18 protein-coding genes and 1 pseudogene are annotated in these 23200 nt (G+C 48.5%); 6 read left to right on the top strand and 13 right to left on the bottom strand.

Going from position 1 to position 23200, the window contains the following annotated elements:
• Nucleotides 1-9: 9 nt before the first annotated feature.
• Genes alaS through PRUTH_RS01290 form a run of 4 tightly spaced genes read right to left on the bottom strand, consistent with a single transcriptional unit; the run spans nucleotide 10 to nucleotide 4543 of the window.
• Nucleotides 10-2610, bottom strand: a complete 2601-nt coding sequence (gene alaS, locus PRUTH_RS01305) for an alanine--tRNA ligase (RefSeq protein WP_151172344.1) — start codon at nucleotides 2608-2610, stop codon at nucleotides 10-12.
• Nucleotides 2611-2620: 10 nt separating this feature from the next.
• Nucleotides 2621-3085 carry a regulatory protein RecX gene (locus PRUTH_RS01300; protein ID WP_022946937.1) on the bottom strand — a complete coding sequence of 155 codons (465 nt, stop codon included), beginning with the start codon at nucleotides 3083-3085 and terminating at the stop codon, nucleotides 2621-2623.
• Complete coding sequence (locus tag PRUTH_RS01295) at nucleotides 3085-3885, bottom strand: BPSS1780 family membrane protein (protein ID WP_138590806.1); 801 nt, start codon at nucleotides 3883-3885, stop codon at nucleotides 3085-3087. The genes PRUTH_RS01300 and PRUTH_RS01295 overlap by 1 nt, the downstream gene beginning before the upstream one ends.
• Nucleotides 3886-3919: 34 nt before the next feature.
• Complete coding sequence (locus PRUTH_RS01290; protein ID WP_022946939.1) at nucleotides 3920-4543, bottom strand: GTP cyclohydrolase II; 624 nt, start codon at nucleotides 4541-4543, stop codon at nucleotides 3920-3922.
• 116 nt (nucleotides 4544-4659) lie between these two features.
• Here PRUTH_RS01290 and PRUTH_RS19240 point away from each other — a divergent pair, with 116 nt between their 5' ends.
• Together PRUTH_RS19240 and PRUTH_RS01285 are read left to right on the top strand one after the other, a co-directional pair.
• Complete coding sequence (locus tag PRUTH_RS19240; RefSeq protein WP_257220980.1) at nucleotides 4660-4785, top strand: hypothetical protein; 126 nt, start codon at nucleotides 4660-4662, stop codon at nucleotides 4783-4785.
• A 90-nt stretch (nucleotides 4786-4875) separates the two neighbouring features.
• Nucleotides 4876-5292: a rhodanese-like domain-containing protein gene (locus tag PRUTH_RS01285; protein ID WP_138547662.1), complete on the top strand. Its 417-nt coding sequence runs from the start codon at nucleotides 4876-4878 to the stop codon at nucleotides 5290-5292.
• Here the strand turns inward: PRUTH_RS01285 and PRUTH_RS01280 are convergent.
• The 4 genes and pseudogenes from PRUTH_RS01280 to PRUTH_RS01265 form a co-directional block, all read right to left on the bottom strand.
• Nucleotides 5279-5923, bottom strand: a complete 645-nt coding sequence (locus tag PRUTH_RS01280) for a 3'-5' exonuclease (RefSeq protein ID WP_151172343.1) — start codon at nucleotides 5921-5923, stop codon at nucleotides 5279-5281. The two genes, PRUTH_RS01285 and PRUTH_RS01280, sit on opposite strands and share 14 nt — an antisense overlap.
• 2 nt (nucleotides 5924-5925) lie before the next feature.
• Nucleotides 5926-7769: pseudogene (locus PRUTH_RS01275) on the bottom strand (DUF294 nucleotidyltransferase-like domain-containing protein).
• Nucleotides 7770-7934: 165 nt separating this feature from the next.
• Nucleotides 7935-9659, bottom strand: coding sequence for a sodium:solute symporter family protein (locus PRUTH_RS01270; protein ID WP_151172341.1), 1725 nt, complete (start codon nucleotides 9657-9659; stop codon nucleotides 7935-7937).
• 11 nt (nucleotides 9660-9670) lie between these two features.
• Entirely contained in the window at nucleotides 9671-9934 is a 264-nt protein-coding gene (locus PRUTH_RS01265; protein WP_022946945.1) for a DUF4212 domain-containing protein, read from the bottom strand.
• Between the two features lie 334 nt (nucleotides 9935-10268).
• Here PRUTH_RS01265 and PRUTH_RS01260 point away from each other — a divergent pair, with 334 nt between their 5' ends.
• A complete protein-coding gene (locus PRUTH_RS01260) occupies nucleotides 10269-13697 on the top strand; it encodes a PAS domain-containing hybrid sensor histidine kinase/response regulator (protein ID WP_151172340.1) in 3429 nt (1142 codons plus the stop codon).
• A 39-nt stretch (nucleotides 13698-13736) separates the two neighbouring features.
• Nucleotides 13737-14570, top strand: coding sequence for a formyltetrahydrofolate deformylase (gene purU, locus PRUTH_RS01255; RefSeq protein WP_022946947.1), 834 nt, complete (start codon nucleotides 13737-13739; stop codon nucleotides 14568-14570).
• 3 nt (nucleotides 14571-14573) lie between these two features.
• Here the strand turns inward: purU and PRUTH_RS01250 are convergent, their stop codons facing one another.
• The 3 genes from PRUTH_RS01250 to acs all read right to left on the bottom strand — a co-directional run bounded on the left by PRUTH_RS01250 (nucleotide 14574) and on the right by acs (nucleotide 17685).
• Complete coding sequence (locus PRUTH_RS01250; RefSeq protein WP_151172339.1) at nucleotides 14574-14978, bottom strand: ACT domain-containing protein; 405 nt, start codon at nucleotides 14976-14978, stop codon at nucleotides 14574-14576.
• Nucleotides 14979-14995: 17 nt separating this feature from the next.
• The gene (locus PRUTH_RS01245) at nucleotides 14996-15652 is read right to left on the bottom strand and encodes a response regulator transcription factor (RefSeq protein ID WP_151172338.1); all 657 of its coding nucleotides are present in this window, start codon (nucleotides 15650-15652) and stop codon (nucleotides 14996-14998) included.
• Nucleotides 15653-15744: 92 nt separating this feature from the next.
• Complete coding sequence (gene acs, locus PRUTH_RS01240) at nucleotides 15745-17685, bottom strand: acetate--CoA ligase (RefSeq protein ID WP_138508979.1); 1941 nt, start codon at nucleotides 17683-17685, stop codon at nucleotides 15745-15747.
• A gap of 245 nt (nucleotides 17686-17930) precedes the next feature.
• Between acs and PRUTH_RS01235 the strand changes: the two genes are divergently transcribed.
• Together PRUTH_RS01235 and PRUTH_RS01230 are read left to right on the top strand one after the other, a co-directional pair.
• On the top strand, nucleotides 17931-19094 hold the full coding sequence (locus PRUTH_RS01235; protein ID WP_151172337.1) for a DcaP family trimeric outer membrane transporter: 1164 nt from the start codon (nucleotides 17931-17933) through the stop codon (nucleotides 19092-19094).
• A gap of 160 nt (nucleotides 19095-19254) precedes the next feature.
• Entirely contained in the window at nucleotides 19255-21384 is a 2130-nt protein-coding gene (locus PRUTH_RS01230; protein WP_371741522.1) for a TonB-dependent siderophore receptor, read from the top strand.
• Between the two features lie 180 nt (nucleotides 21385-21564).
• On the opposite strand, the gene recA is transcribed toward PRUTH_RS01230, so the two are convergent.
• Nucleotides 21565-22614, bottom strand: coding sequence for a recombinase RecA (recA, locus tag PRUTH_RS01225; RefSeq protein ID WP_045978513.1), 1050 nt, complete (start codon nucleotides 22612-22614; stop codon nucleotides 21565-21567).
• 72 nt (nucleotides 22615-22686) lie between these two features.
• The gene (locus tag PRUTH_RS01220) at nucleotides 22687-23193 is read right to left on the bottom strand and encodes a CinA family protein (protein ID WP_053910685.1); all 507 of its coding nucleotides are present in this window, start codon (nucleotides 23191-23193) and stop codon (nucleotides 22687-22689) included.
• Between the last annotated feature and the right edge of the window lie 7 nt (nucleotides 23194-23200).

Raw genomic sequence — 23200 nt, 5'->3', positions numbered from 1 at the left:
GCCTGTTGTTTATCCACGTTCACTCACCCATGCTTGAACACTGGCCAGTGCGCTATCTAAGTGCTCTGGTTGCGAGCCACCGGCTTGTGCCATATCAGGGCGACCGCCACCTTTACCACCAACTTGTGCCGCCATATGGTTAACCAACTCTCCGGCTTTAAACTGACCAGTAAGATCTTTGGTGACGCCAGCAATTAAACTGACTTTTTCGCCGTTGGCAACGCCTAAAGCAATAATGCCTGAACCCATTTTGTTCTTCAGGTCATCAACCATACCACGCAGCGCTTTGCTCTCGGTGCCAGCAACGTTCGCCACAAGCAGCTTAACGCCGTTTACATCAATAGCACTATCAAGCAACGAGGCGCCCGCTGCACTGGCGAGCTTGTCATTAAGCTGCGCCACCTGCTTTTCAAGGCCTTTACTACGTTCAATTAAACCCGATACTTTATCAAGCACCGAGGCATTATCCGCTTTGAGTAATGCCGCTATTTGCGCCAGTTTGTTCTCTTGCTCAGCAACATAATTCAATGCATCATCACCGGTGACCGCTTCAATACGGCGTACACCAGCGGCAATACCTGCCTCTGAGACGATTTTAAATAAACCGATGTCGCCAGTGCGCTGCACGTGGGTACCACCACACAGCTCGATAGAGTAGTCGCCAATGCTCACGACACGTACTTCATCGTCATATTTCTCGCCGAATAACGCCATAGCGCCCTTTGCTTTTGCCTCATCAATGGCCATCAGTTCAGTTTGCAAAGCAAAATTACGACGAATTTCAATATTCACTTGTTGTTCGATGCGTTGTAGTTGCTCACGCGTGACACCCTCAAAATGAGAGAAATCAAAACGCATACGATCAGGCTCAACCAAGGAGCCTTTTTGGTTTACATGCTCACCCAACTCTTGGCGCAACGCTTCGTGGATAAGGTGGGTTGCAGTGTGGTTTTTCTTAATGCGGTCACGGCGCTCAGCATCGATACGCGCATCCACTTTATCGTTCACCCCCATTTGCCCACTTACTTTGCCGTAGTGCGCAATGGCATTGCCAAGTTTTTGTGTATCGGTAACAATAAACTCTCCATTACCGGCTTTCAGCACGCCGGTGTCACCCACCTGACCGCCTGACTCAGCATAAAATGGCGTACGATCAAGTATCACGATACCTTCTTGACCATCTTCCAATACCGATACCTTATCGCCAGCAGCGAACAACTCGACCACTGTGCCGCTGTAATGCTCGGCTTCATAACCCTTGAAGTCGCTCGACTTATCAGAGCGCAGTTGCGTGTTGTAATCAGCGCCAAACTTGCCAGCTTGTTGTGCTTTTTTACGTTGCACATCCATACACTGCTGGAAACCACGCTCATCAATGGTCATAAAACGTTCACGAGCGACATCAGCGGTTAAGTCCGCTGGAAAGCCATAGGTATCATAGAGCTTGAATACCACATCGCCGGGAATAACATTGCCTTCTAGGGCGCTTAGATGTTCTTCCAAAATAGCCAAGCCGCGTTCTAGAGTTTTGCCAAATTGCTCTTCTTCAATACGCAGTACTTTTTCAATAATGCTCTGGTGTTTGGCAAGCTCAGGGTATGCATCCCCCATCTGTTCAATCAGCGCACCAACCAGTTGGTGGAAGAAGGTGCCTTTTGCCCCCAGTTTGTTGCCGTGGCGCACAGCGCGACGAATAATACGACGCAACACGTAACCGCGTCCTTCATTCGAAGGCATGACACCATCTAGCACCAAAAACGCACACGAACGGATATGGTCGGCAATAACCCGCAATGATTTATCTTCTAAATCCTGCGCATTCGTCACTTTTGCTGCCGCTTGGATTAACGCTTGGAATAGGTCAATTTCATAGTTTGAATGCACGCCCTGCATAATGGCGGCGATACGCTCAAGACCCATGCCTGTATCAATAGATGGGTTAGGTAAGGCTTCCATCGTGCCATCGGCATGACGGTTATATTGCATGAAAACCAAGTTCCAAATCTCAATATAACGGTCGCCATCTTCTTCTGGCGTCCCTGGTGGACCGCCCCAGACTTCTTCACCATGATCGTAGAAAATTTCCGAGCACGGACCACATGGACCGGTATCGCCCATGGACCAGAAGTTATCTTTTTCACCAATGCGAGAGACGCGATCAGCTGGCACGCCAATTTTGTTAATCCAAATATCGGCGGCTTCATCATCTTCGGTAAACACCGTCACCCAAAGTTTCTCTTTAGGCAAACCGAGTTCTTCGGTCAAAAAAGTCCAGGCAAATTGAATAGCTTGCTCTTTGAAATAATCGCCAAAGCTAAAGTTACCGAGCATTTCAAAAAAGGTATGGTGACGGGCAGTGTAACCAACATTTTCTAAGTCGTTGTGTTTACCACCTGCGCGGACACAACGTTGGGCGCTGGTCGCTCGCGTATAGGGGCGCTTCTCTGCGCCCAAAAATACGTCTTTAAAAGGCACCATGCCGGCGTTGTTAAACAACAACGTTGGATCAGTACCAGGGATTAATGAAGCCGAAGGCACAATTTGGTGTTGGTGCTTGGCAAAATAGTCTAAGAACTTTTGTCTTAGCTGTGCGGTCGTCAAATGCTGCATTGCGTTTTTCTCACTCGTCATTCGCTTCACTTGCAAGTGCAAATTCTATCTGTTGGTAGTCAAACCCACGCGCTGTTAAATAACGCATGCGCTTAGCTTTTTCTTTGTAATCTAATTGTTTATCTGTTGTCCGGAACTTCCGGGTATAAGCTTCTAGAGCGAGTTCAAACCAATCTATGTCTAAGGCATCGATGGCTTCGCTAACTTGCTCTTTTGCCAGCCCCTTTTGCTGCGCATCAGCCATAATGCGTCGCGGGCCATGGCGCTTGTCCGCAGCGCGACGGACAAAACCGGCACAAAACCGGTTGTCATCTAAGAACCCATGTTGCTCACACCAGTCCAGTAATTCGCAGCTAAACGCCTGCGGCACTTGGCGCTGGCTTAACTTGCGCTCTAACTCTTTGCGACTGTAGTCCTGTCTTCCTAACAGCCACAGAACGTAATTTTTTTGCTTTTGCTTTTCGCTATCGTCCATTAGGCGTCAAACCGACCATTGTCGGTGGTGTCGCTAATGGCATTAACATGCTTCGCTGTGGGTGCATCCTGCTCGCCCAGTTGCGGCGCAAAAATCGCCTGAAACGCCACCAGAAGGCTAATGTAGCAAATCGGCATTAGAACCAGAAGAGGAATAAAGGACAATACTGCACACAACAGCATCAAAACACCCATAATAAGTCCGTACACCGTCATCGCTGCGGCATTATGATAAAACGCCATCAAGCTGGCTTTCATCACCGCCCACATCGACGTGTGGCCGCCAAAAAACACTAATGGTATGGCAAATGCAAAGGCGCACAGGTAAATACTGGTTATTACCAAAAACAAGGCTAACGAAGGAAATGACAGGCTTTGTGCTAATAGCTGTAGCGCCTGCTCTGGGTTCATGTTCGGGTCACTCACCACCGCAGCCATATCCGCAAATAACACGCTAGCTAGCAAGCCTAGTAAGATCCCCGCACCCATTTGGTACAAGCCGACCCGGAACAAGCCCATACGTCGGCCTTTTTGTGAAAATACATCGATGATGTCAGCAAAGGCAACGTTTTTCCCCTGCTGACGCGCAAGTGCTGACTGATAAAAACCAGCCATTAGAAAAGGCGTCGCCAGTGCTGCTGGAATTTTCAACAGCGGTACCACCAGCCCAACTAACCCTAAAACAGCAATGAGCAGGTACATAAACATAAAAGTGAAAGGCTGCTTGGCAAAGATATCCAATCCCTGCTTTATCCAGCGCCCGCCGGCTTTGGCGCTATGTACGCGAATTTCTATAGCCATGATGACTGCGTTTCCTCTTTCTTTGCGTCGTGCTTTATGGTTTTTGTATTTTTTTGATATCGAGCATGTGCGAGCCATGCTTAATTTTGGTTTCTAAGTATGCTTGGTTTCCCGTTAAGCCCACCTTAATATGCGCCGACGTGCCCACGACAGCTTTCACATCAATGCCATTATCAGCTAACGCACTGAGTTTTTTAGGGTTATTGGTCATCAGTTTGACCTGCGTCACAGCCAACGCCTTAAGCATGAGTACCGCATCGGAAAACTCACGCAAATCATCAGCAAAGCCCAAGTGGTTGTTGGCTTCATAGGTGTTCATACCTTGAGACTGTAAAACATAGGCGTCGAGCTTATTGTACAACCCTATGCCTCGCCCCTCTTGACGCAGGTATAACAATATTCCGCCCTGTTGGTGCATTAATTCGATACTTTCATTGAGCTGCTCACCGCAGTCACAACGACTGGAGTGGAAAACGTCGCCGGTTAAACACTCAGAGTGCATGCGAATAAGCGGTGTCTGTTGATGCTTGTCCGCCTCATTAAAAATTAGTGCAACATGCTCTTGGCCATCTTTTAGCCCAGAAAATGAGACAATTTCTGCCGGGATATCACTGTTTTTGCCCACATTTAATTGGACCCTAGCTCTTACTTCAGCCACGACGACTCACTCTTTTATAAAAAACAACTGTGATAGTATAACAAGCCGCTGCTCAGAATCAGCCGCTATATGCTTTTAAATGGGGCTATATTAACACGAAACAACAATACCAAGCGATGGCTAATCAAGGGAAACATGTGCTCAACACGGTGGTGGTAGCCGTATACATAAATGGTGATTGTGCTGGCGGGGAGCTGAAAACCTTGCAGCCAGTGGATGCTCGCGACTATGATCACCCTTAACGATACGCGTTGTGCCGAAGTGGAATAGGTCATACACACTTGGTGTCATCGCTTTGTAAACAACTAATCACGCCAACAACAGGGGCTATTATGATAAAAACAATCGCATCACAACTCACTGCATTCGGGGTATCGCTGGCCTTCGTCTTGTGCACCCTCGTTTTTGCACCCGCACTGCACGCTGAGTCAGCACAGACGGTTACGCAGCAACAACTGATGGCGGATAGGTTCAGTGCCACGCCAATGACGCTGCTTGATGTGCGCTCAAAACAAGAGTATCAGCAAGGACATATCAAAGGTGCGGTAAACATCCCCCATAGCGAGATTGTTGAAAATGGCGCCACACTCAACAAAGACACAGCCATTGTGGTGTATTGTCGCAGTGGTCGTCGCGCAGGTATTGCTCTGGAGGCGCTCAAAAAGCAAGGCTTTACCCAGCTATACCACTTAGAGGGTGATTTCTTAAAATGGCAACAAGCCGAACTACCTTTAATTAACCAGCAGTAATCAACGCGCTGAGCGGCAGCCTTTGCTGCCGACTCATGTGATTAACTTGGGCAAGAAACAGTTCCGCAGTGGCCAACGCATCGCTCAACGCATTGTGTTCCCGATAAACCGGCAACTGGTAGCGACGCCGACAGGCACTGAGCGATAATGCATCAAGCGCCACTTCCGTGCCCTGCCGCGCTAAACGGCGTTGCTCAATTTTCAGGGTATCCAACGTCAAGTAACGAAACTTTTGCCCCTGCTGTTTGTAAGCGCAACGCAAAAAACGCTCATCGAGCAAAGCATTATGGAACACTAAAATACTGTCTTCGCAGACAGCATCAAAAGCGGTCAGTATCGCCGCCATGGAATCGCCCTCGCTGATTAAACGCGACGCGGTGATACCGTGATAAATAGGCGATTGCGCTAGCTGCGACACCCCACTGTGTAACATATGGGCACTTTGGCGCGGGCAAATACGTTGATTTTCGATCACCACCCACGCCATGGATACAATTTCATGCTCCTTAGGGTTTAACCCTGTTAGCTCTAAATCCACCACCACATATCGATGACGATGCCAACTATCGGCAAAGCCAAAATGGTCTTGGCCAAACATCGCTTTGAGCTTTTGCCACCACGCGTGGGTCATAATTACAAACTCCCTCGTGCGAACTTAAAACTCGCCGCCTGCTGGGCTTGGCGCACCAAGTAAAATGCCTCCTTAAGTTGGTGGCGCTCGAGCGACGTTAAGGTATCGGGATTAATACAGTTACTCGGCACCGGCTCTTTATCCAGCTGAGCTTTAAGACGCAATTGCGTTAAATAGCGCCAGCAGTCTTTTAAATCAAAAATGTCTTTTTTCGATAACTGCCGAGTTTTTATCAGCGCATCCAAGCGCTCTAGGGTATTGGCACTGCGGATACCCTCTTGCAGTGCATACAGGCGAACAATGTCGTTAATAATCACAATACCGCGCTTTTTCAGGTCGATAAACTTGTGATGCTGGGCGTCGGTTTGCGTTTTTAGTTGATGGAACAGGCCGATAGGCACCGAATTTTGGTTCAGCTCACTGGCCAGAGCCCGGTAAAAAAGCTGATCGCGGTTTTGCTTGCCAAGCGACGTTGTAAATGCCGCAAACAAATCACTGGAGCCGGTGATAAAGCGAATATCAAAGAAGATTTTACAGTTGAGCATGGCCTCGGGCGTGGGACTACCGAGCCAGCGAGCAAACTTTTCTAACCAGGCCGATATCGATAGCCGACATTGCGGATTACTGGCCATGATGTTCCCTGGGCAGCGGACAATGCCGCAAACATCGAGCTGCTCACACACAAACTCGCCCATGCCGCGAAAATAATCAGCCTCAGCATCGCTCAATTGGTCGGGTAACAGCAAACCATTATCTTGATCAGAGTGCAGCGTTTGTTCTTCCCGCGCTTGTGAGCCGAAGCAAATCCAGCTAAAACGCTTAGGCGCATCGCCATGGCGTTGTTGGTATAATTGAATCAATCGCGTGGTCAACGCATCACTAATACCACTGAGTAGCTTACCCACCAAGGTGGTGTCTTCGATATGATAAGCAAAGCTATCGAGTAAACTTGGCACCTCGCTGGCATAACGTTTTAAATCGGCAACCCCCGCCGCTTTATAAATGCGACCAATGAGCTGCACGGGATCGCTTTTTTGCTGCCGTAACAAGTCGGTCGCGGTCACCATGCCCACCGGCTGATGCGCCTCGTTCAGCACCGGCAAATGGTGAATATTGTGCTTGAGCATTAAATGCATAGCCGAAAATACCCGGTTATTTTCGAAAATGTATTTCGGGTGGGCGGTCATAATGGCTTGCAAAGGTTGCTCAGGGTCCACCCCCGCTGCCAGAACTCGAGTGCGCAAGTCGCGGTCGGTGACCACGCCGAGCAACTTGGTGTCTTCGCTGTGGGTTACCATAATCGATGACACTCGCTGGTCACTCATCAGTTGGGCGCATTGCCTAATACTGGCTTCAGGGCCCAGAGTAACGGCTTGGCGAGTCATCAGTTCGGCTATTTTACGTTCTGACCAGCTATCACTGTGGTGTTGGTATTTCGATGACAATAGACGATTCGAGTGTGCACGGACAAAGTACTGCTCAAAGGGCTTATATTCGTGGCGCAAATAATCAAAACTGGACTGGCTGAGAATATACACCAAAGCTTCCTGCTTTATCTCGATACGGTTTTTAATGGCCTCACCGCTGAGTAGCGACGGATAGCCGAAGTAATCACCCGCACTTAAGCGCGCGACCGCCTCTCCACTTGGAGCGACGATTTCTAGGCTACCGCTGCGAATAAGAAAGAGTTTTGGGTCGTCAGAATCAAGCCACTGATGCTGGTTCTCTCGCGTGACATAAATAACTTCAAGGTGATGACAAAAGTATTCACAGGCAGAGCGCTCTAACGTATTAAACGGGCCTGTTCAATGACAAAATCGATAATATCTTGATGCTGTGGGCTCACTATCCACACCTCAACTGATCACTGCTGTGTCTACCTATTTATCAGCGTGTTGGCCAACCATAGAAAAACACCGCATCCTGCATATAGCTTAAATCTAGGCCGAAAACAGCGACAAAAAAAGCCCGACCTTGGTCTAAGGCCGGGCTTGTTTGTGTGCTTCACACATTAGTGCGCGTGAGCGGTACCTGATCCTTTCGGGTTACGGATCCCCTCGACCATCTCACGAATCTCTTCTGGTGTCTCAGCAGTCATACGCTGAACGACAACGGCGACCACAAAGTTCACCACCATACCGAGCAAACCAATGCCCTCTGGGGAGATACCGAACAGCCAATGCTCGGCGCTATTTAGGTCGGGGCTGATAAACTTGAAGTAGATGATGTACGCAGCGGTAAAGCCGATGCCCGTTACCATACCGGCAATCGCCCCTTCTTTATTCATGCGCTTAGAGAAAATGCCCATGATAATCGCAGGGAAGAAGCTGGCCGCTGCCAAGCCGAAGGCGAAGGCCACCACCGATGCCACGAACCCGGGCGGGTTGATGCCAAAGTAAGCGGAGATGCCTATGGCCACCATTGCCGCTAACCGCGCTGCCAGTAGCTCTTGCTTGTCGCTGATATTTGGCTTCAAAGTACGCTTCAACAAGTCATGGGACACCGAGGTTGAAATGACCAATAATAAACCCGCAGTGGTCGACAATGCCGCAGCAATACCACCGGCTGCAACCAAGGCGATAACCCAGGCCGGTAAATCGGCGATCTCTGGGTTAGCAAGCACCATAATGTCGCGATCGACACTCACCTCGTTGGCATTGCTTGGGTCGTTAACATCCCCTGCTGAGTAGTGCATGCGGCCGTCATCATTTTTGTCATTGAACGTGATTAAGCCGGTTTTTTCCCAGTTTTTAATCCACGTTGGGGCTTCGCTGTAGAGCGTTCCGCTGCCATCTTTGCCATTGATAGTGTCAATCATATTAACACGCGCGAAAGACGCAACTGCCGGTGCCGTGGTATACACGATGGCAATGAACACTAAAGTCCAAGCCGCAGAGATACGGGTGTCACGCACTCGGGGTACAGTGAAGAAGCGAACAATTACATGAGGCAAGCCCGCAGTACCAACCATTAAGGCGCCGGTAATAGCGAACACATCAATCATGCTCTTGGAGCCTTCGGTGTATTGCGCAAACCCGAGCTCGGTACTGAGGCCATCGAGTTTATCGAGCATATAAGCTCCCGAGCCATCACTCAGTGTCGCCCCAAAGCCAGTTTGTGGCAGCAAGTGACCAGTCATCATCAACGAGATAAAGATTGCCGGAACCAAATAAGCAAAAACAAGTACACAGTACTGCGCTACTTGGGTGTAAGTGATGCCTTTCATACCGCCTAATACGGCATAGAAGAACACAATCACCATACCAATGTAGACGCCAGTTTCAATGTCTACTTCAAGGAAGCGTGAGAACACTACGCCCACACCACGCATTTGCCCTGCGATATAAGTAAAGCAGATGAAGATAGCGCAGAAGATGGCCACCATACGCGCCGCTTGTGAGTAATAGCGATCGCCAATAAAGTCCGGCACGGTAAACTTACCGAACTTACGAAGATAAGGCGCAAGGCACAGCGCAAGTAACACATAACCGCCGGTCCAGCCCATTAGATACACGCCACCATCATAACCGGCGAAAGAAATAATCCCCGCCATGGAGATAAACGACGCAGCACTCATCCAATCTGCAGCGGTTGCCATTCCGTTTGCCAAAGGTGGTACGCCGCCCCCAGCTACATAGAAGTCGTTGGTTGAGCCCGCTCGAGCCCAAATAGCAATACCGATGTACATGGCAAAGCTAAGGCCAACAATTAAAAAAGTTAACGTTTGAACATCCATCACTGCGCTCCTTATTCGTCTACGCCGTATTTTTTATCTAACGCATTCATTTTGTGTGCGTAGACAAAAATAAGAACCACAAAGGTATAAATGGCGCCCTGTTGCGAGAACCAAAAACCCAGTTTAAACCCGAAGAAACGCACCTCATTGAGTACGTCGACTAGCAAAATGCCACAGCCAAATGAAACCACGAACCACACCACTAGCAATTTAAACACTAGACTGAGGTTTTCGTTCCAATAGGCTTTAGCGTGATCTGCATCTTTAAAAGCCATTTTTGTATCCCCTTCACGTCACACTAAAAGTATGACTGGTTGTTATCATCACTTTTGAATCTAGCAACGCCAGCGCCAGAGGAAATTCAGACCTTAGTCGTAACAAAAACTTAACGTCAATAACATCGAGAACATCATTTCAAATAAAGCTATAAATTTCATTAAGTTAGATTTTAATGCAGATAAAGTCAGGACGTTTTTCGAAGGTGAACAAGGGCTTAATACATTAGTCTAATAACCTTAAGTCGCATGCACTGAGCACTTAAAAATCACTGCTAAATAGGCTGTGGGTTTGCTATGGTATTTGCTACTAATAACAATAACGCTGCGGCTTATGACCCTCGCTCTTATCTTCGTATCCTTGGTGTACATCTCTTTGCTTTTTTGGCTGGCAAATTGGGGCGACAAAACCACGCCTTGGGCCAAATACATTAGTCACCACCCCTTTGTGTACGCACTGTCTTTGGGGATTTATTGCACCTCGTGGACTTATTATGGCTCAGTGGGCACAGCGGCAAGCAGCGGTTGGAGCTACCTGCCTATTTTGCTGGGCCCGGCGTTATTGTTTATTTTCTGTCAGGGCTTTTTACGCAAACTGGTATTGGTCAGTAAAAAACAAAATATCACCACCATTGCCGATTTTATCTCTGCGCGCTATGGCAAGCGCCAACTGAGCGCTATTTTAGTCACGTTTATCGCGCTGATGGCCACCATTCCTTACATTGCGTTGCAACTCAAAGCACTTTCCAGCAGCTTTTTGTTACTCCCCGGCGGGGCTCAGGTATCCGGCACTATACTGGCGCTTAGTGGTGCGCTAATCATGGCCGTTTTTGCCATTTTCTTTGGTACCCGCAAGGTCGATGTCACCGAGTACCGCTCGGGACTGATGCTCGCGGTGGCGTTTGAATCCTTGATAAAGTTGCTGGCACTCATTTTCGTTGCAGGCCTTGCGGTGTATACCCTTTATTCGTTGCCCGGTTCTGTCTCCCTTGACGCAATCTGGCAGCATTGGCAAAGCTCCGATATGCTCAGCTTTGGCTTTATCGGTCAAACCTTGATGGCCGCCGCTGCAATCATTTGCTTGCCACGTCAGTTCCATGTCACCGTGGTTGATAATCAGGATATCCGTCATTTAAAGACCGCACGCTGGGCTTTTCCTCTTTACCTTTTGCTTATTGGCGCCATGATCCTACCCATCGCTAGCGCCGCCATCATGCCGCAAATCGGCCACGGGCACAGTGCTGATAGCTTTGTTCTCGCCTTTCCGTTAAGTACTGGACACTGGTTACTCACTACCTTCGTGTTTATCGGTGGACTATCGGCCGCGACCGCAATGATTGTAGTGGCGACACTGACCCTAAGCACCATGGTGTCTAACGATGTGGTGCTGCCACTGATACTCAAGCGTAAGTTTCGCCGCAACCAGATTAACCGCAGTTATCGTGCCCGCATCTTGTTAGTCAGGCGCTTTACTATTGCCGCCATCCTGCTGCTTTCCTACCTGTACCAACAAGTATTTGGTCACGGCGAAACGTTAGCGTCTATGGGGTTGGTTGCTTTTTCGTTGGTAACTCAGTTGCTTCCGGCTATTGTTGGCGGCTTATACTGGCGCCGAGGCCATGCATATGGCGTGTATGCTGGGCTGACTGCCGGGGTGATCTGCTGGATGCTGTTTTTAATGCTGCCCATTATGAACACTCCCACAGTGTTAGATAGCACCGCGCAGCAAGAATTGATTACTCAAGGAACGTTGATAGCGCTATTCGCTAACATCTGTTGTTATATCAGCTTCTCTCTTGGAGCTCAGGAGCGATTGATAGACCGTATTCAGGCCGCCGCTTTTGTGAACCCCAAAGAGCAGCTTAACTTCGCCAAGCGACTAAACAAACACGTTAATGCCACGATTTATGACTTTAAGGTGCTGCTGCAAACCTTTTTAGGCGCCCAGCGCAGTAGCCAAGTATTAAGCCACTACCAAGCCAACGACGAGCTCAATGACAATAATGCCCAACCCTCTAACGAATTTATCGCTTATTGTGAGCGCGCTCTTACCGGGGTACTGGGGGCATCGTCGGCGCAAGCATTGATACAAACGGTGGCCAGCGGTAAGCAATTAGCCTTTGAGGAGGTGGTCAACTTCTTTGATGAAACCACCCAGGCGTTGCGGTTTAACCAAAACTTACTCTTTACCTCTTTAGAGAACCTCAGTCATGGCATCTCAGTGGTCGATAAAGACTTAAATTTAGTCGCGTGGAACAAGCGTTATGCCGAAATGTTTAACTATCCCGAAGGTTTCTTACAACAGGGCCAACCGATTGAAGAAGTGATTCGCTACAATGCGCAACGTGGCGAGTGCGGCCCGGGGGAAATTGAGCATCATGTGGAAAAGCGCGTCCGCCACCTGCGTAATGGCAGCTCACATCACTTCATTCGCCATCGGCGCAGCGGTCAGGTCTATGAAATGATAGGTAACCCACTGCCAGACGGTGGTTTTGTGACCAGTTTTTCGGATATTACCGCACACATGGCAACACAAAACGCACTGGAAGAAGTGAACACGGACTTGGAGAATCGCATTGAAGCGCGCACGCAAGAGATCCGCGCAATCAACCAAGATCTGAAAACACAAATGGCCAGCAGGGAGCAAACCGAGCAAGCCCTAAAAGCGGCCAAACAAGAAGCTGAGCGCGCCAATGACAGTAAAACCCGCTTTCTCGCTCTAGCCAGCCATGACATTTTGCAGCCGCTGAATGCGGCGCGCCTCTACCTTGCGGCTATTGATGAGCAAACATTAACCCCGCATAACGCCAGTAGCTTAGATAAACTCGGCGATAGCCTCGATAGCACCGTACATTTGATGTCAGCCCTGCTCGATATTGCCAAACTCGACCAAGGCGCGATGACCCCCAGTCCGAAGCATTTTCATATCGATGATATATTAGCGCCGCTGGTCAATGAATACGCCATTTTATGCGCCGATAAGGGCCTCGAAATTACCTTGCGCTCGCGCAATGATGTGGTTCATAGCGACATCACTTATTTACGCCGAATTCTACAAAACCTACTTTCTAATGCCGTTAAATATACCGAGCGCGGCAAGGTGCTTATTGCTTGTCGTCGCCGTAAACACCATTTAAGTATTGAGGTATGGGATACCGGACTGGGCATTGGCGAGCGTGAACAACAAAAGATATTCGACGACTTTTATCGCGTTGAGTCTGGCGATAATAAAGGCGTTGGCCTCGGCCTCGGCGTTGTCAAGCGCATGGTAGAGCTTCTCTCACACCGGCTGACAATGCGCTCCACCTTAGGCCAAGGGAGCTGCTTTAAGGTAGAAGTTCCTTATGGCAACGCACAGCGTATCAGCAGCCCTACAGAGCAACACACCGGTGCCCGCGCACAAGCTCATTATGATGTACTGGTCGTTGATGACGAAGCTGAAAACATCACCGCCATGACCCACTTACTAAATAAGTGGGGTGCCAACAGCCAAGGTTGCTCCAGTGGCGAGCAAGCACTCGAATGGGTGCAAAACGGGGGGGCTATCGATGTGATTCTAATGGACTATCAACTTGGTCATGATGAAGACGGCTTAAGTCTTATCGAAAAAATACGCGCCCTGCGTGGCCCCATACCGGCTATTTTAATTACCGCAGTACGCGATGACGAAGTAAAACAAAAAGCGAAAGAAGCGGGTGTTCACTATCTTTCTAAGCCAGTAAAACCCGCAAAGTTAAAGGCACTGTTAAATCATTCTCTTTAGGGCATAATGCCTAATGTGTTCACACATTAGGAATGAGGAATGAAAAAAGTACTATTGGCGCAATGCCCCGACGAAGAGGGGTTAATCGCGAAGATTACCGGGCTGTGTTTTGAGCATAACCTGAATATTACCCGCAACAACGAATTTGTTGATAAGCAGCATGGGCGTTTCTTTATGCGCACTGAGCTGGACGGAAACTTTGATAACCTTGATTTACTAGCCGAATTGCAGGCATCGCTGCCCAGTGGTTCTACGCTTTCCTTGCATGGCGGTGAAGCAACCAAGGTGGTACTGCTGGCCACCAAAGAAGCGCACTGCCTTGGTGGTGTGTTGCTTAAGTGCTTCGAGCAGGCATTAAATATTGAAGTGCAGGCAGTGATCGCCAACTACCCCGACCTCGCGCCTTTAGCTGCTGGGTTCAATGTGCCTTTTCACTGTATTAGCCATGAGGGCCTAAGCCGTGATGAGCATGATGCTTTAGTTGGCGATAAAATCGCCGAGTATGCCCCAGATATGATTGGCCTTGCCAAATACATGCGTATTCTTAGCCCCGAATTTGTCGCCCGTTTTAGTGGCCGAATAATCAATATTCATCACTCTTTCTTGCCTGCTTTCATTGGCGCTAAGCCATACCATCAAGCGTTTGAGCGTGGCGTTAAAATCATTGGCGCCACAGCCCATTTTGTTACTGATGAACTTGATGAAGGCCCCATTATTATGCAACAGGTCACTCCGGTGACTCACGCTGACAGCGCCTTGAGTATGGCTAAAAAAGGCCGCGACGTAGAGAAGCAGGTATTTTGTAAGGCACTTGAGCTTGCAGCCGAGCACAAGCTCTTCATAAATGGTAACCGAACGGTGGTATTTGACTAAGCTTTACTGGTTATCGGCGCTCAGCGCTTGCAGTGCCGATAATGCCTGCTCGGCCTTGTTGCTGGGAACAAACACGTGATCATGATAAAACGCAGCGATAATGTTGGCACTGATATCCGCTGCGGCTAAGATGTCCGCAACGGCGGCACTGAGGCCCACAGCATCTAAAGCAGAATGAACATTTAGGGTGATTTGCCGGTAGGTGGCGGCACTATCAAAACCGGCTTGTTGCGCCGCATTGGCCTCAAGTACCAGTGTCATACCCTCTTTTTCACTAAACGCAGCAAGGGGGTTAAGCTGAGTATAATCAGATAACAACCCCGGTACACAGCAAAAAACATACTCTTGGGGCTGTAATTGTGGCTCAAGATTAGCTAACAACGTGTGCAGATCCGTAATTGCGCTCATAGTTCCTCCAGTGGCGATTATTCGCTTTGATTTTCAAGAGGCTCCAACTGTAGCTTTGAGGCAATTAACACCGCTTGGGTACGATTATAGACACCGAGCTTGCGGAAAATCGCCGTAATGTGCGCTTTCACTGTCGCCTCAGAAATATTCAACTCATAAGCAATTTGTTTATTCAATAAACCTTCATGCAAATAGCTTAACACTCTATACTGTTGCGGTGTCAATGAAGCGACCTGAGCCGCCAGTTCTTTATCCTCACCGCTGATCGCCTCAACCTTGTCTTTGATCTCCTCAGGCAGCCAGGTATCGCCCTCCAACATGTGCGATATAGCATCAGCAATTTGCTGTGCCGAAGATGATTTGGGAATAAAGCCCATGGCACCGTAGCCCATCACTTTTGATACTATGTGTAAATCTTCACTGCCAGAAACCACAGCGATAGGAAGGTCAGGATAATCTTCACGGATGCGAATTAAGCCATACAAATCGCCATTACCGGGCATATGCAAATCCAGCAATAAAATGTCTAGCTCTGGCTGCTCATCGAGTACCGCCAAGGTACTGTCGAAGGTATCAGATTCAAATACTTCTAGGGGGGTAAACTGCTTTGTCAGTGCCCCTTTTAATGCTTCACGAAATAATGGGTGATCGTCCGCGATTAAAAACTGACTCATGCTGTGCTCCTAAAAAAATCGGCCGTCATCGCTTGATGACAGCCGATAGTCTACGTTTAGAATCGTTCGTTAATCAAGTTCTTAACGCCTAATTAACGATTTAGACGGTTTTCAATGAGATCGTCCACCACGCCAGGATCCGCCAGCGTCGAGGTATCGCCTAATTGCTGGTGCTCATTGGCAGCAATTTTACGCAAAATACGACGCATAATTTTACCTGAGCGGGTTTTAGGTAGTCCCGGCGACCATTGAATCATATCCGGAGAGGCAATGGGGCTAAGCTCTTTACGCACCCAGTTCCGCACTTCCTTAGTCAATTCATCGCTAACCTGCACGCCATCATTTGGGGTAATGTAAACGTAAATCCCCTGCCCTTTAATGTCATGTGGATAACCAACCACGGCAGCCTCGGCGACAGCCTCGTGCGCCACCAAGGCACTTTCAATTTCTGCGGTACCTAAGCGGTGACCTGACACATTAAGTACATCATCTACGCGGCCGGTGATCCAATAATAGCCATCTTCATCACGACGACAACCATCACCGGTGAAGTACACCCCAGGATAGGCTGAGAAGTAGGTTTGCTCAAAACGCTCATGATCGCCGTACACCGTGCGTGCTTGCGACGGCCAGCTATCGAGAATAACAAGGTTACCGTCAACCGCACCCTCAAGGTTATTTCCCTCGGCATCGTAAAGTGCTGGGGCAATACCAAAGAAAGGTCGTGTCGCTGAGCCAGGCTTCATATCGGTTGCACCCGGCAGCGGCGTGATCATGATGCCGCCAGTTTCGGTTTGCCACCAAGTATCCACAATAGGACATTGGCTATTACCAATATTTTCGTAATACCATGCCCAGGCCTCTGGGTTAATGGGCTCGCCCACCGAACCCAATACCCGCAATGATGAGCGTGTTGAACTGGCGGTGGGTTCATCGCCTTTTGCCATCAGCGCGCGAATGGCTGTAGGCGCAGTGTACAGAATCGTCACTTGATGCTTATCGACTACTTCCCCCATGCGCCCTGCACTTGGGTAGGTCGGCACACCTTCAAAGATCACTTGTGTACAGCCATTAACCAAAGGCCCATAAGCGATATAGCTGTGACCAGTAATCCAGCCGACATCAGCACTACACCAGTAGACATCGTCATCATGCACATCGAATACATATTCATGGGTCATGGAGGTATACACCAAATAACCGCCAGTAGAGTGCACGACCCCTTTAGGCTGACCCGTGGAGCCCGAGGTATAAAGAATAAATAAAGGATCTTCAGCGTCCATCACCTCTGGCTCGCAGTGGCTAGGCTGATCGGCGACTAAATCGTGCCACCACAGGTCGTGACTGTGCCACTGCACGTCACCACCGGTAAGTTGATGCACAATAACATGCTCGACCGTAGTCACTGACTCTTGGCTCACAGCCTCATCGACATTGGCTTTCAATGGCACGGTGCCACCGCCACGGCGACCTTCATCTGAGGTGATCACCACTTTAGCGCCGCTGTCGTTGATACGATCGGCGATTGCAGAAGGCGAAAAACCACCGAACACCACCGAGTGCACGGCACCAATACGCGCGCATGCTTGCATCGCGTAGACAGCCTGCGGCGTCATCGGCATATAAATAGCCACACGATCGCCCTTACTAACGCCTAGTTTGCGCAGGCCATTAGCCAGTTTACACACCTCATCATGCAATTGCTGGTAGCTAATATGCTCGCTTTGGCTCGGGTCATCTCCTTCCCAAATCAATGCGGTTTTATTGGCTTTGTGTTCTAAATGACGATCAATACAATTATATGATGCATTGAGTTGCCCGTCTTCGAACCACTTAATGCTGATATGGCCTTTATCAAAAGAGGTATTTTTTACCTTTGTATAGGGGGTATACCAGTGCAAACGCTTACCATGCTCGGCCCAGAAGCCCTCGGGGTCATCTATGGACTGCTGATATAGTGCTTTGTATTTTTCGTTATCGACTAGTGCGTTGTTTTTGATGTTATCAAAAACCGGATAAATGCTCTGTGACATAACCGTCTCCATATCTTTTGTTGCCTGTAGGCTTGCTCACAGCATTACTCAGGGCTGAATGTTTCAGTATTAGACCTTAGTATGAAATCCCACAAATTGGCCACAAACCTGCCTACACTCAGCAAGTTAACTAACCACATACTCAGAGTTCGGCTATACCTTAGTCGTAAGACCAATAGGTAATTGCTCAAAATCATGGCAACGACCATGTTTTCATAGCTAGCTTGCAACAGGACAACTTCATTATGACAACACAAAAACGACTAACAAAAACATTTATGGCGGTGTGCGCTGCGCTTGGCTCGGTAGTGGGTAGTGCTCACGCGGCCACGATTGGCGACACCGATATTAGCTATGGCGGCTACGTGAAAGTTGATGCCATGTGGAGTGATTACTCCGCTGGCACCATTTCTGGCGACAGTATTGGCCGTGACTTTTATGTTCCCAGTACCACCCCCGTCGGGTCAGACGCAGATACCGATGCAGTATTTGATATGCATGCCCGCCAATCTCGTTTTAATTTTGGCACCAGTACCAAAGTGAGTAACGGAAAGACAGTAAAAACTAAAATCGAGCTAGATTTTATCGGCTCTGTTGGAGGCAACGAACGTGTCACCAACTCCTACTCACCGCGTCTACGCCAAGCCTTTATTACCTACGATGGCTGGTTATTTGGTCAAGCATGGTCTAATTTCCAAAACGTCAGCGCGCTACCAGAAACACTTGATTTCGTTGGCCCAGCGGAGGGCACGGTGTTCGCCCGCCAGGCACAAGTCCGTTATAGCGTGGGTAATTGGGCATTTTCGGCCGAAAACCCAGAAAGCTCTATCACCGTCAATGGTGCTCGAGTAGAAACCGACGATGCCAGCATGCCTGATTTCACTGCCCGCTATAATCACAAAGCGGACTGGGGCCATATTGCTGTTACTGCGTTGGCGCGTCAGCTAACATACAAGCAAAACGGCTTTGATGAAGACGAAACCTCGTTTGGGTTGAGTGTTTCAGGGCGCGTGAATCTCGGCTCTGACAACCTTAAGTTTATGCTGACTCAAGGCAAAGGATTGGGTCGTTATGTCGGTCTTAACGTCGCCCATGGTGCGGTATTTGATGGTGATGAACTCGATGCGATTGACTCAACCTCAGGGTTTATTGGCTATCAACACCATTGGAATAATCACTTCAGATCGACTTTCCTTTATTCGTTCTTCAGCGCTGATAACAATACCGATTTACTCGCCTTCAGTGGCGACCCTACCGAAAGCAGCGTCAGTTACAGTGCCAACTTACTGTACTCGCCGGTTAAGAAACTCACCTTCGGAGTTGAGTTTAAACACGCAGAGCGAGAAACCGAAAGCGGCGCCGATGGTGACTTAGACCGCTTACAGTTTTCTGCAAAATATGCGTTTTAGTAGGGCTTAAACTTTAAACGAGAGCCTTGCTCTGCAGACATTGGATGACTTTTGGCCGCTTATTGAGAGCGGCTTTTTATTTTTCGCAACAAAAGTGTGTTTGCAAATCATTCTCACTTAGATTAGTCTATGCACGATTTTTAACTCTCTGTGCTAAAAGATTATGTCTAAGAAAAGCTTCACTTTAAGTAAAATAGCAACGCTTTGCGCCGTTGCCCTGAGTACTTCAGCTTTTGCTGAGCAAGCAAAAGACAAAGATATTGAACGTGTTTCCGTGTATGGTCAGCACCATAAAAACTACATCACCGAACAAGCGGACTCGGCTTCTAAACTCGGCATCACCATTAAAGAAACGCCCCAATCTATCTCTGTGGTGTCTCGTGCATTAATGGATGACTTTTCACTGGACGATATCAACGCTGTATTAGAGTCAACACCGGGTGTCACTGTTGAGCAAATCGAAACAGACCGTACTTACTTTAAAGCCCGTGGTTTTGATATCACTAACTTCCAAGTTGATGGTTTAGGTATCCCTCAAGATGGTGGTGATGTGCATGGTACCCTTGATACCTCTATTTACGATCGCATTGAGATTGTCCGTGGTGCCAACGGTATTATGACTGGCGCGGGGACTCCTGCAGCGACCGTTAACATGGTCCTGAAAAAGCCTACCTATACGACTCAAGCCAGTGCCTCTGCATCTGTTGGCTCGTGGAATAAAAACCGTTTAGAGGTGGATGTTTCTGGCGCCTTAACTGATAACCACGCAATGCGCGCAGTGGTCACTAAGCAGCGCTCAGACTCCTACTTGGACCGCTACGCCACAGATTTAACCTTGGGTTATATCGCCTATGAAGGTCAGCTCACTGACAGCACTAAGGTATCAGTGAATTATATTCGTCAGTCAAAAGATGCCGATAGCCCTCTTTGGGGAGCCTTGCCACTGTTTTATGATGATGGCACGGCGACTGACTTCGACGTATCCACAAGCACGGCCGCTGATTGGTCTTATTGGAATAACGATAACGAACATATTTTTGTTGAACTTGAGCAAAGTTTGGGCACCTCTTGGTTTATACGCGCTCGCTACGCGCACATGACCAATGAGCAAGACTCCGAGTTGTTTTATGTCTACGGCACCCCAAGTGCTGAAACCGGGCTGGGATTAACCGGCTACGCCAGTGAATACGACTATAAAGATCAGCAAAACCTTTATGATCTATACGCCACAGGTGATTTCTCACTGTTTGGACAAACTCATAACTTAGTGTTTGGTGTCAGTAGCGCCGATATGAACTACCAAGATAGTTCACTTTACGACTACACCACAGGCAATGGCTTCCCGGCGATGCCACCACTGGAGGATTTTGAAGGTAACGCACCTATTCCAACACTCGAGGATGCTTATAACGGCTCTAAAGTCGAGGCTGACCAAAAATCTGCTTACGCGTCGGCACGCTTTAAAATCACTGAGCCTCTAGCCATTCTTGCTGGCGGTCGTTATACCGAGTGGGATTCTGAGGGCCTATCTTACGGTAATTCCAAAGTGAACAGCTCAGAAGAGTTTATTCCTTATATTGGTGCTGTCTACGACTTTGCAGAGAATTACACCGTGTATGCCAGCTACACTGAAACCTTTGCGCCACAATCAGAGCAAGATCAAACCGGCATGGCTTTAGACCCAATCACCGGTGAGAGTAAAGAGCTGGGGATTAAAGCACAGTTGCTAGATGGTCAGTTGTTTGCCACTTTTGCTATTTTCGATGCTCTGCAAGACGGTATTGCCTTGCCTGACACCGCTCTTTCAACTCCTGACAACACGGTTTACTACGCTGCTGAAGGGATCAATAGCGATGGCTACGAGCTTGAACTCAGTGGTCGTCTCACTGATGACTTAAGTGCTAGCTTCAGCTACAGCCATGTAGATATTGAAGCCGGTGATGACGTCAATGAAGGTAAGCTAGTTCGTGATTACACCCCAGAAGACCAAGTTAAAGTGGCGCTGAATTATCAGGTCCCTGTAATTGAGGGTTTAAGCTTTGGTGCCAATTATCGCTGGCAAGCCAAAACGTCACGAGTGCAAAGCAATGGCACTATTCCTACAGTGACGACACAAGGTGCGTATGGCTTACTTGATTTAGTGGCCACTTACCAAGTGACTGAGCGCATCAGTGCCACCTTTAATGTTAACAACGTGACCGATGAAAAGTACCTGCACAGCCTTTACTGGGCCCAGGGCTATTACGGTGCACCGCGTCACTATGCCTTCTCTATTAACTGGCAGCTTTAATTCCCTGTCTTAGTTAAACAGTAGAACGCCAAACTCTGTGTTTGGCGTTTTTTTATGCCTGGTTATTAGTCTTAAAGCCTAGCTAAAACTTATGGCAGGCGTGCCAGCGATGAAACTCCAGCCATAAAAAAACCAGCCCTTAGGCTGGTTTCGCTTACTCTTATTCAGTACTTCGCAGTCTTACTCGCTCTGCGCTTCAGCAGCTAGCGGGTTGGTTTCACCGTCTTCAGGCTTAATGGTTGCTTTAAGCAGCAACATTTCCCGTAGCTTACCTTCAATCTCATTGGCAATCTCAACATTCTCTTTTAAGAACTTAATAGAGTTAGATTTACCTTGGCCGACTTTAGACCCGTTGTAGCTGTACCAAGCACCGGACTTTTCAATGAGCTTGTGCTTCACGCCTAAATCAATCAGCTCACCTTCTTTGGAGATACCTTCACCATACATGATGATAAACTCGGCTTGCTTAAATGGCGGCGCCACTTTGTTTTTCACTACTTTGACGCGGGTCTCGTTGCCGATCACTTCATCACCGTCTTTCACTGAACCAATACGGCGAATGTCTAAACGTACAGACGAGTAGAACTTCAGGGCATTACCACCGGTGGTGGTTTCAGGGTTACCAAACATCACACCAATCTTCATACGGATTTGGTTGATAAACACACACAAGGTGTTTGAGCGTTTGATATTTGCCGTTAACTTACGCAGCGCCTGTGACATTAAACGCGCTTGCAAGCCAACGTGGCTGTCACCCATTTCGCCTTCAATTTCAGCTTTTGGTGTCAGTGCAGCTACCGAGTCAACAATGACCACATCAACCGCGCCTGAGCGTACTAGCATGTCACAAATTTCCAACGCTTGCTCACCAGTATCCGGCTGCGAAACCAGTAGCTCTTCAACGTTAACACCCAGCTTTTCGGCGTAGACAGGGTCTAGGGCATGCTCGGCATCGACGAAAGCACAGGTTTTACCATCGCGCTGAGCTTGAGCAATAACTTGCAATGTAAGGGTTGTTTTACCTGACGATTCTGGGCCATAAATTTCAACAACACGCCCGGTCGGCAAACCACCTATACCTAGAGCGATATCGATTCCCAGTGAGCCGGTAGAAATGGCTTCAATATCCAAAGCCTGGCTATCACCGAGCTTCATAATTGAGCCTTTACCGAATTGACGCTCAATTTGCGAAACCGCTGCACTTAAGGCTTTTGATTTGTTATCGTTCATGCTGTTCTCCAAAATCGTTCTGTGCCACACGCTGGCTTAATGTGTCTTAGTATACTGTATGGAATTACAGTATCAAGCAGATTCTATAATTTTTACCGTCATCGCCAGAGCTTGAGCTATTGCTTGCTCGCGCACATACGCGCGATCGCCGGTGAATACCTGCTGTTGCACGCTCACCTGCTGATTAAAGAACACCGCAAACCATACCAGTCCCACCGGTTTATCATCACTGCCGCCGTCGGGACCGGCAATGCCTGACGTGACCACCGCCACATCAGCCTCTGCGGCTTGTGCTGCGCCAATAGCCATTTCACGCACGGTTTGTTCACTTACCGCGCCATAATCGGCCAATGTTTGCTTGCTCACGCCCAAGCGCTCGTGCTTAGCTTCATTGGAATAAGTCACCATCGCTTCGGCAAAATAGCGCGAGCTGCCGGGGGTATCGGTAATGGCATAAGCAATGCCCCCCCCGGTGCATGATTCAGCGGTAGTGATCATCATCTGCTTATCCGCTAGAATAGCGCCGAGCTGGGCAGCAAGGGTTTTCGTATTGTTCGTTGACTGGTGCTGTAAATTCATAACCATC

It is taken from the genome of Pseudoalteromonas ruthenica (genome assembly GCF_008808095.1).
Taxonomy (GTDB): Bacteria; Pseudomonadota; Gammaproteobacteria; order Enterobacterales; family Alteromonadaceae; genus Pseudoalteromonas; species Pseudoalteromonas ruthenica.
The sequence above is the reverse complement of the archived record's forward strand: the minus strand, read 5'-3'. Positions and strand labels throughout refer to the sequence as shown.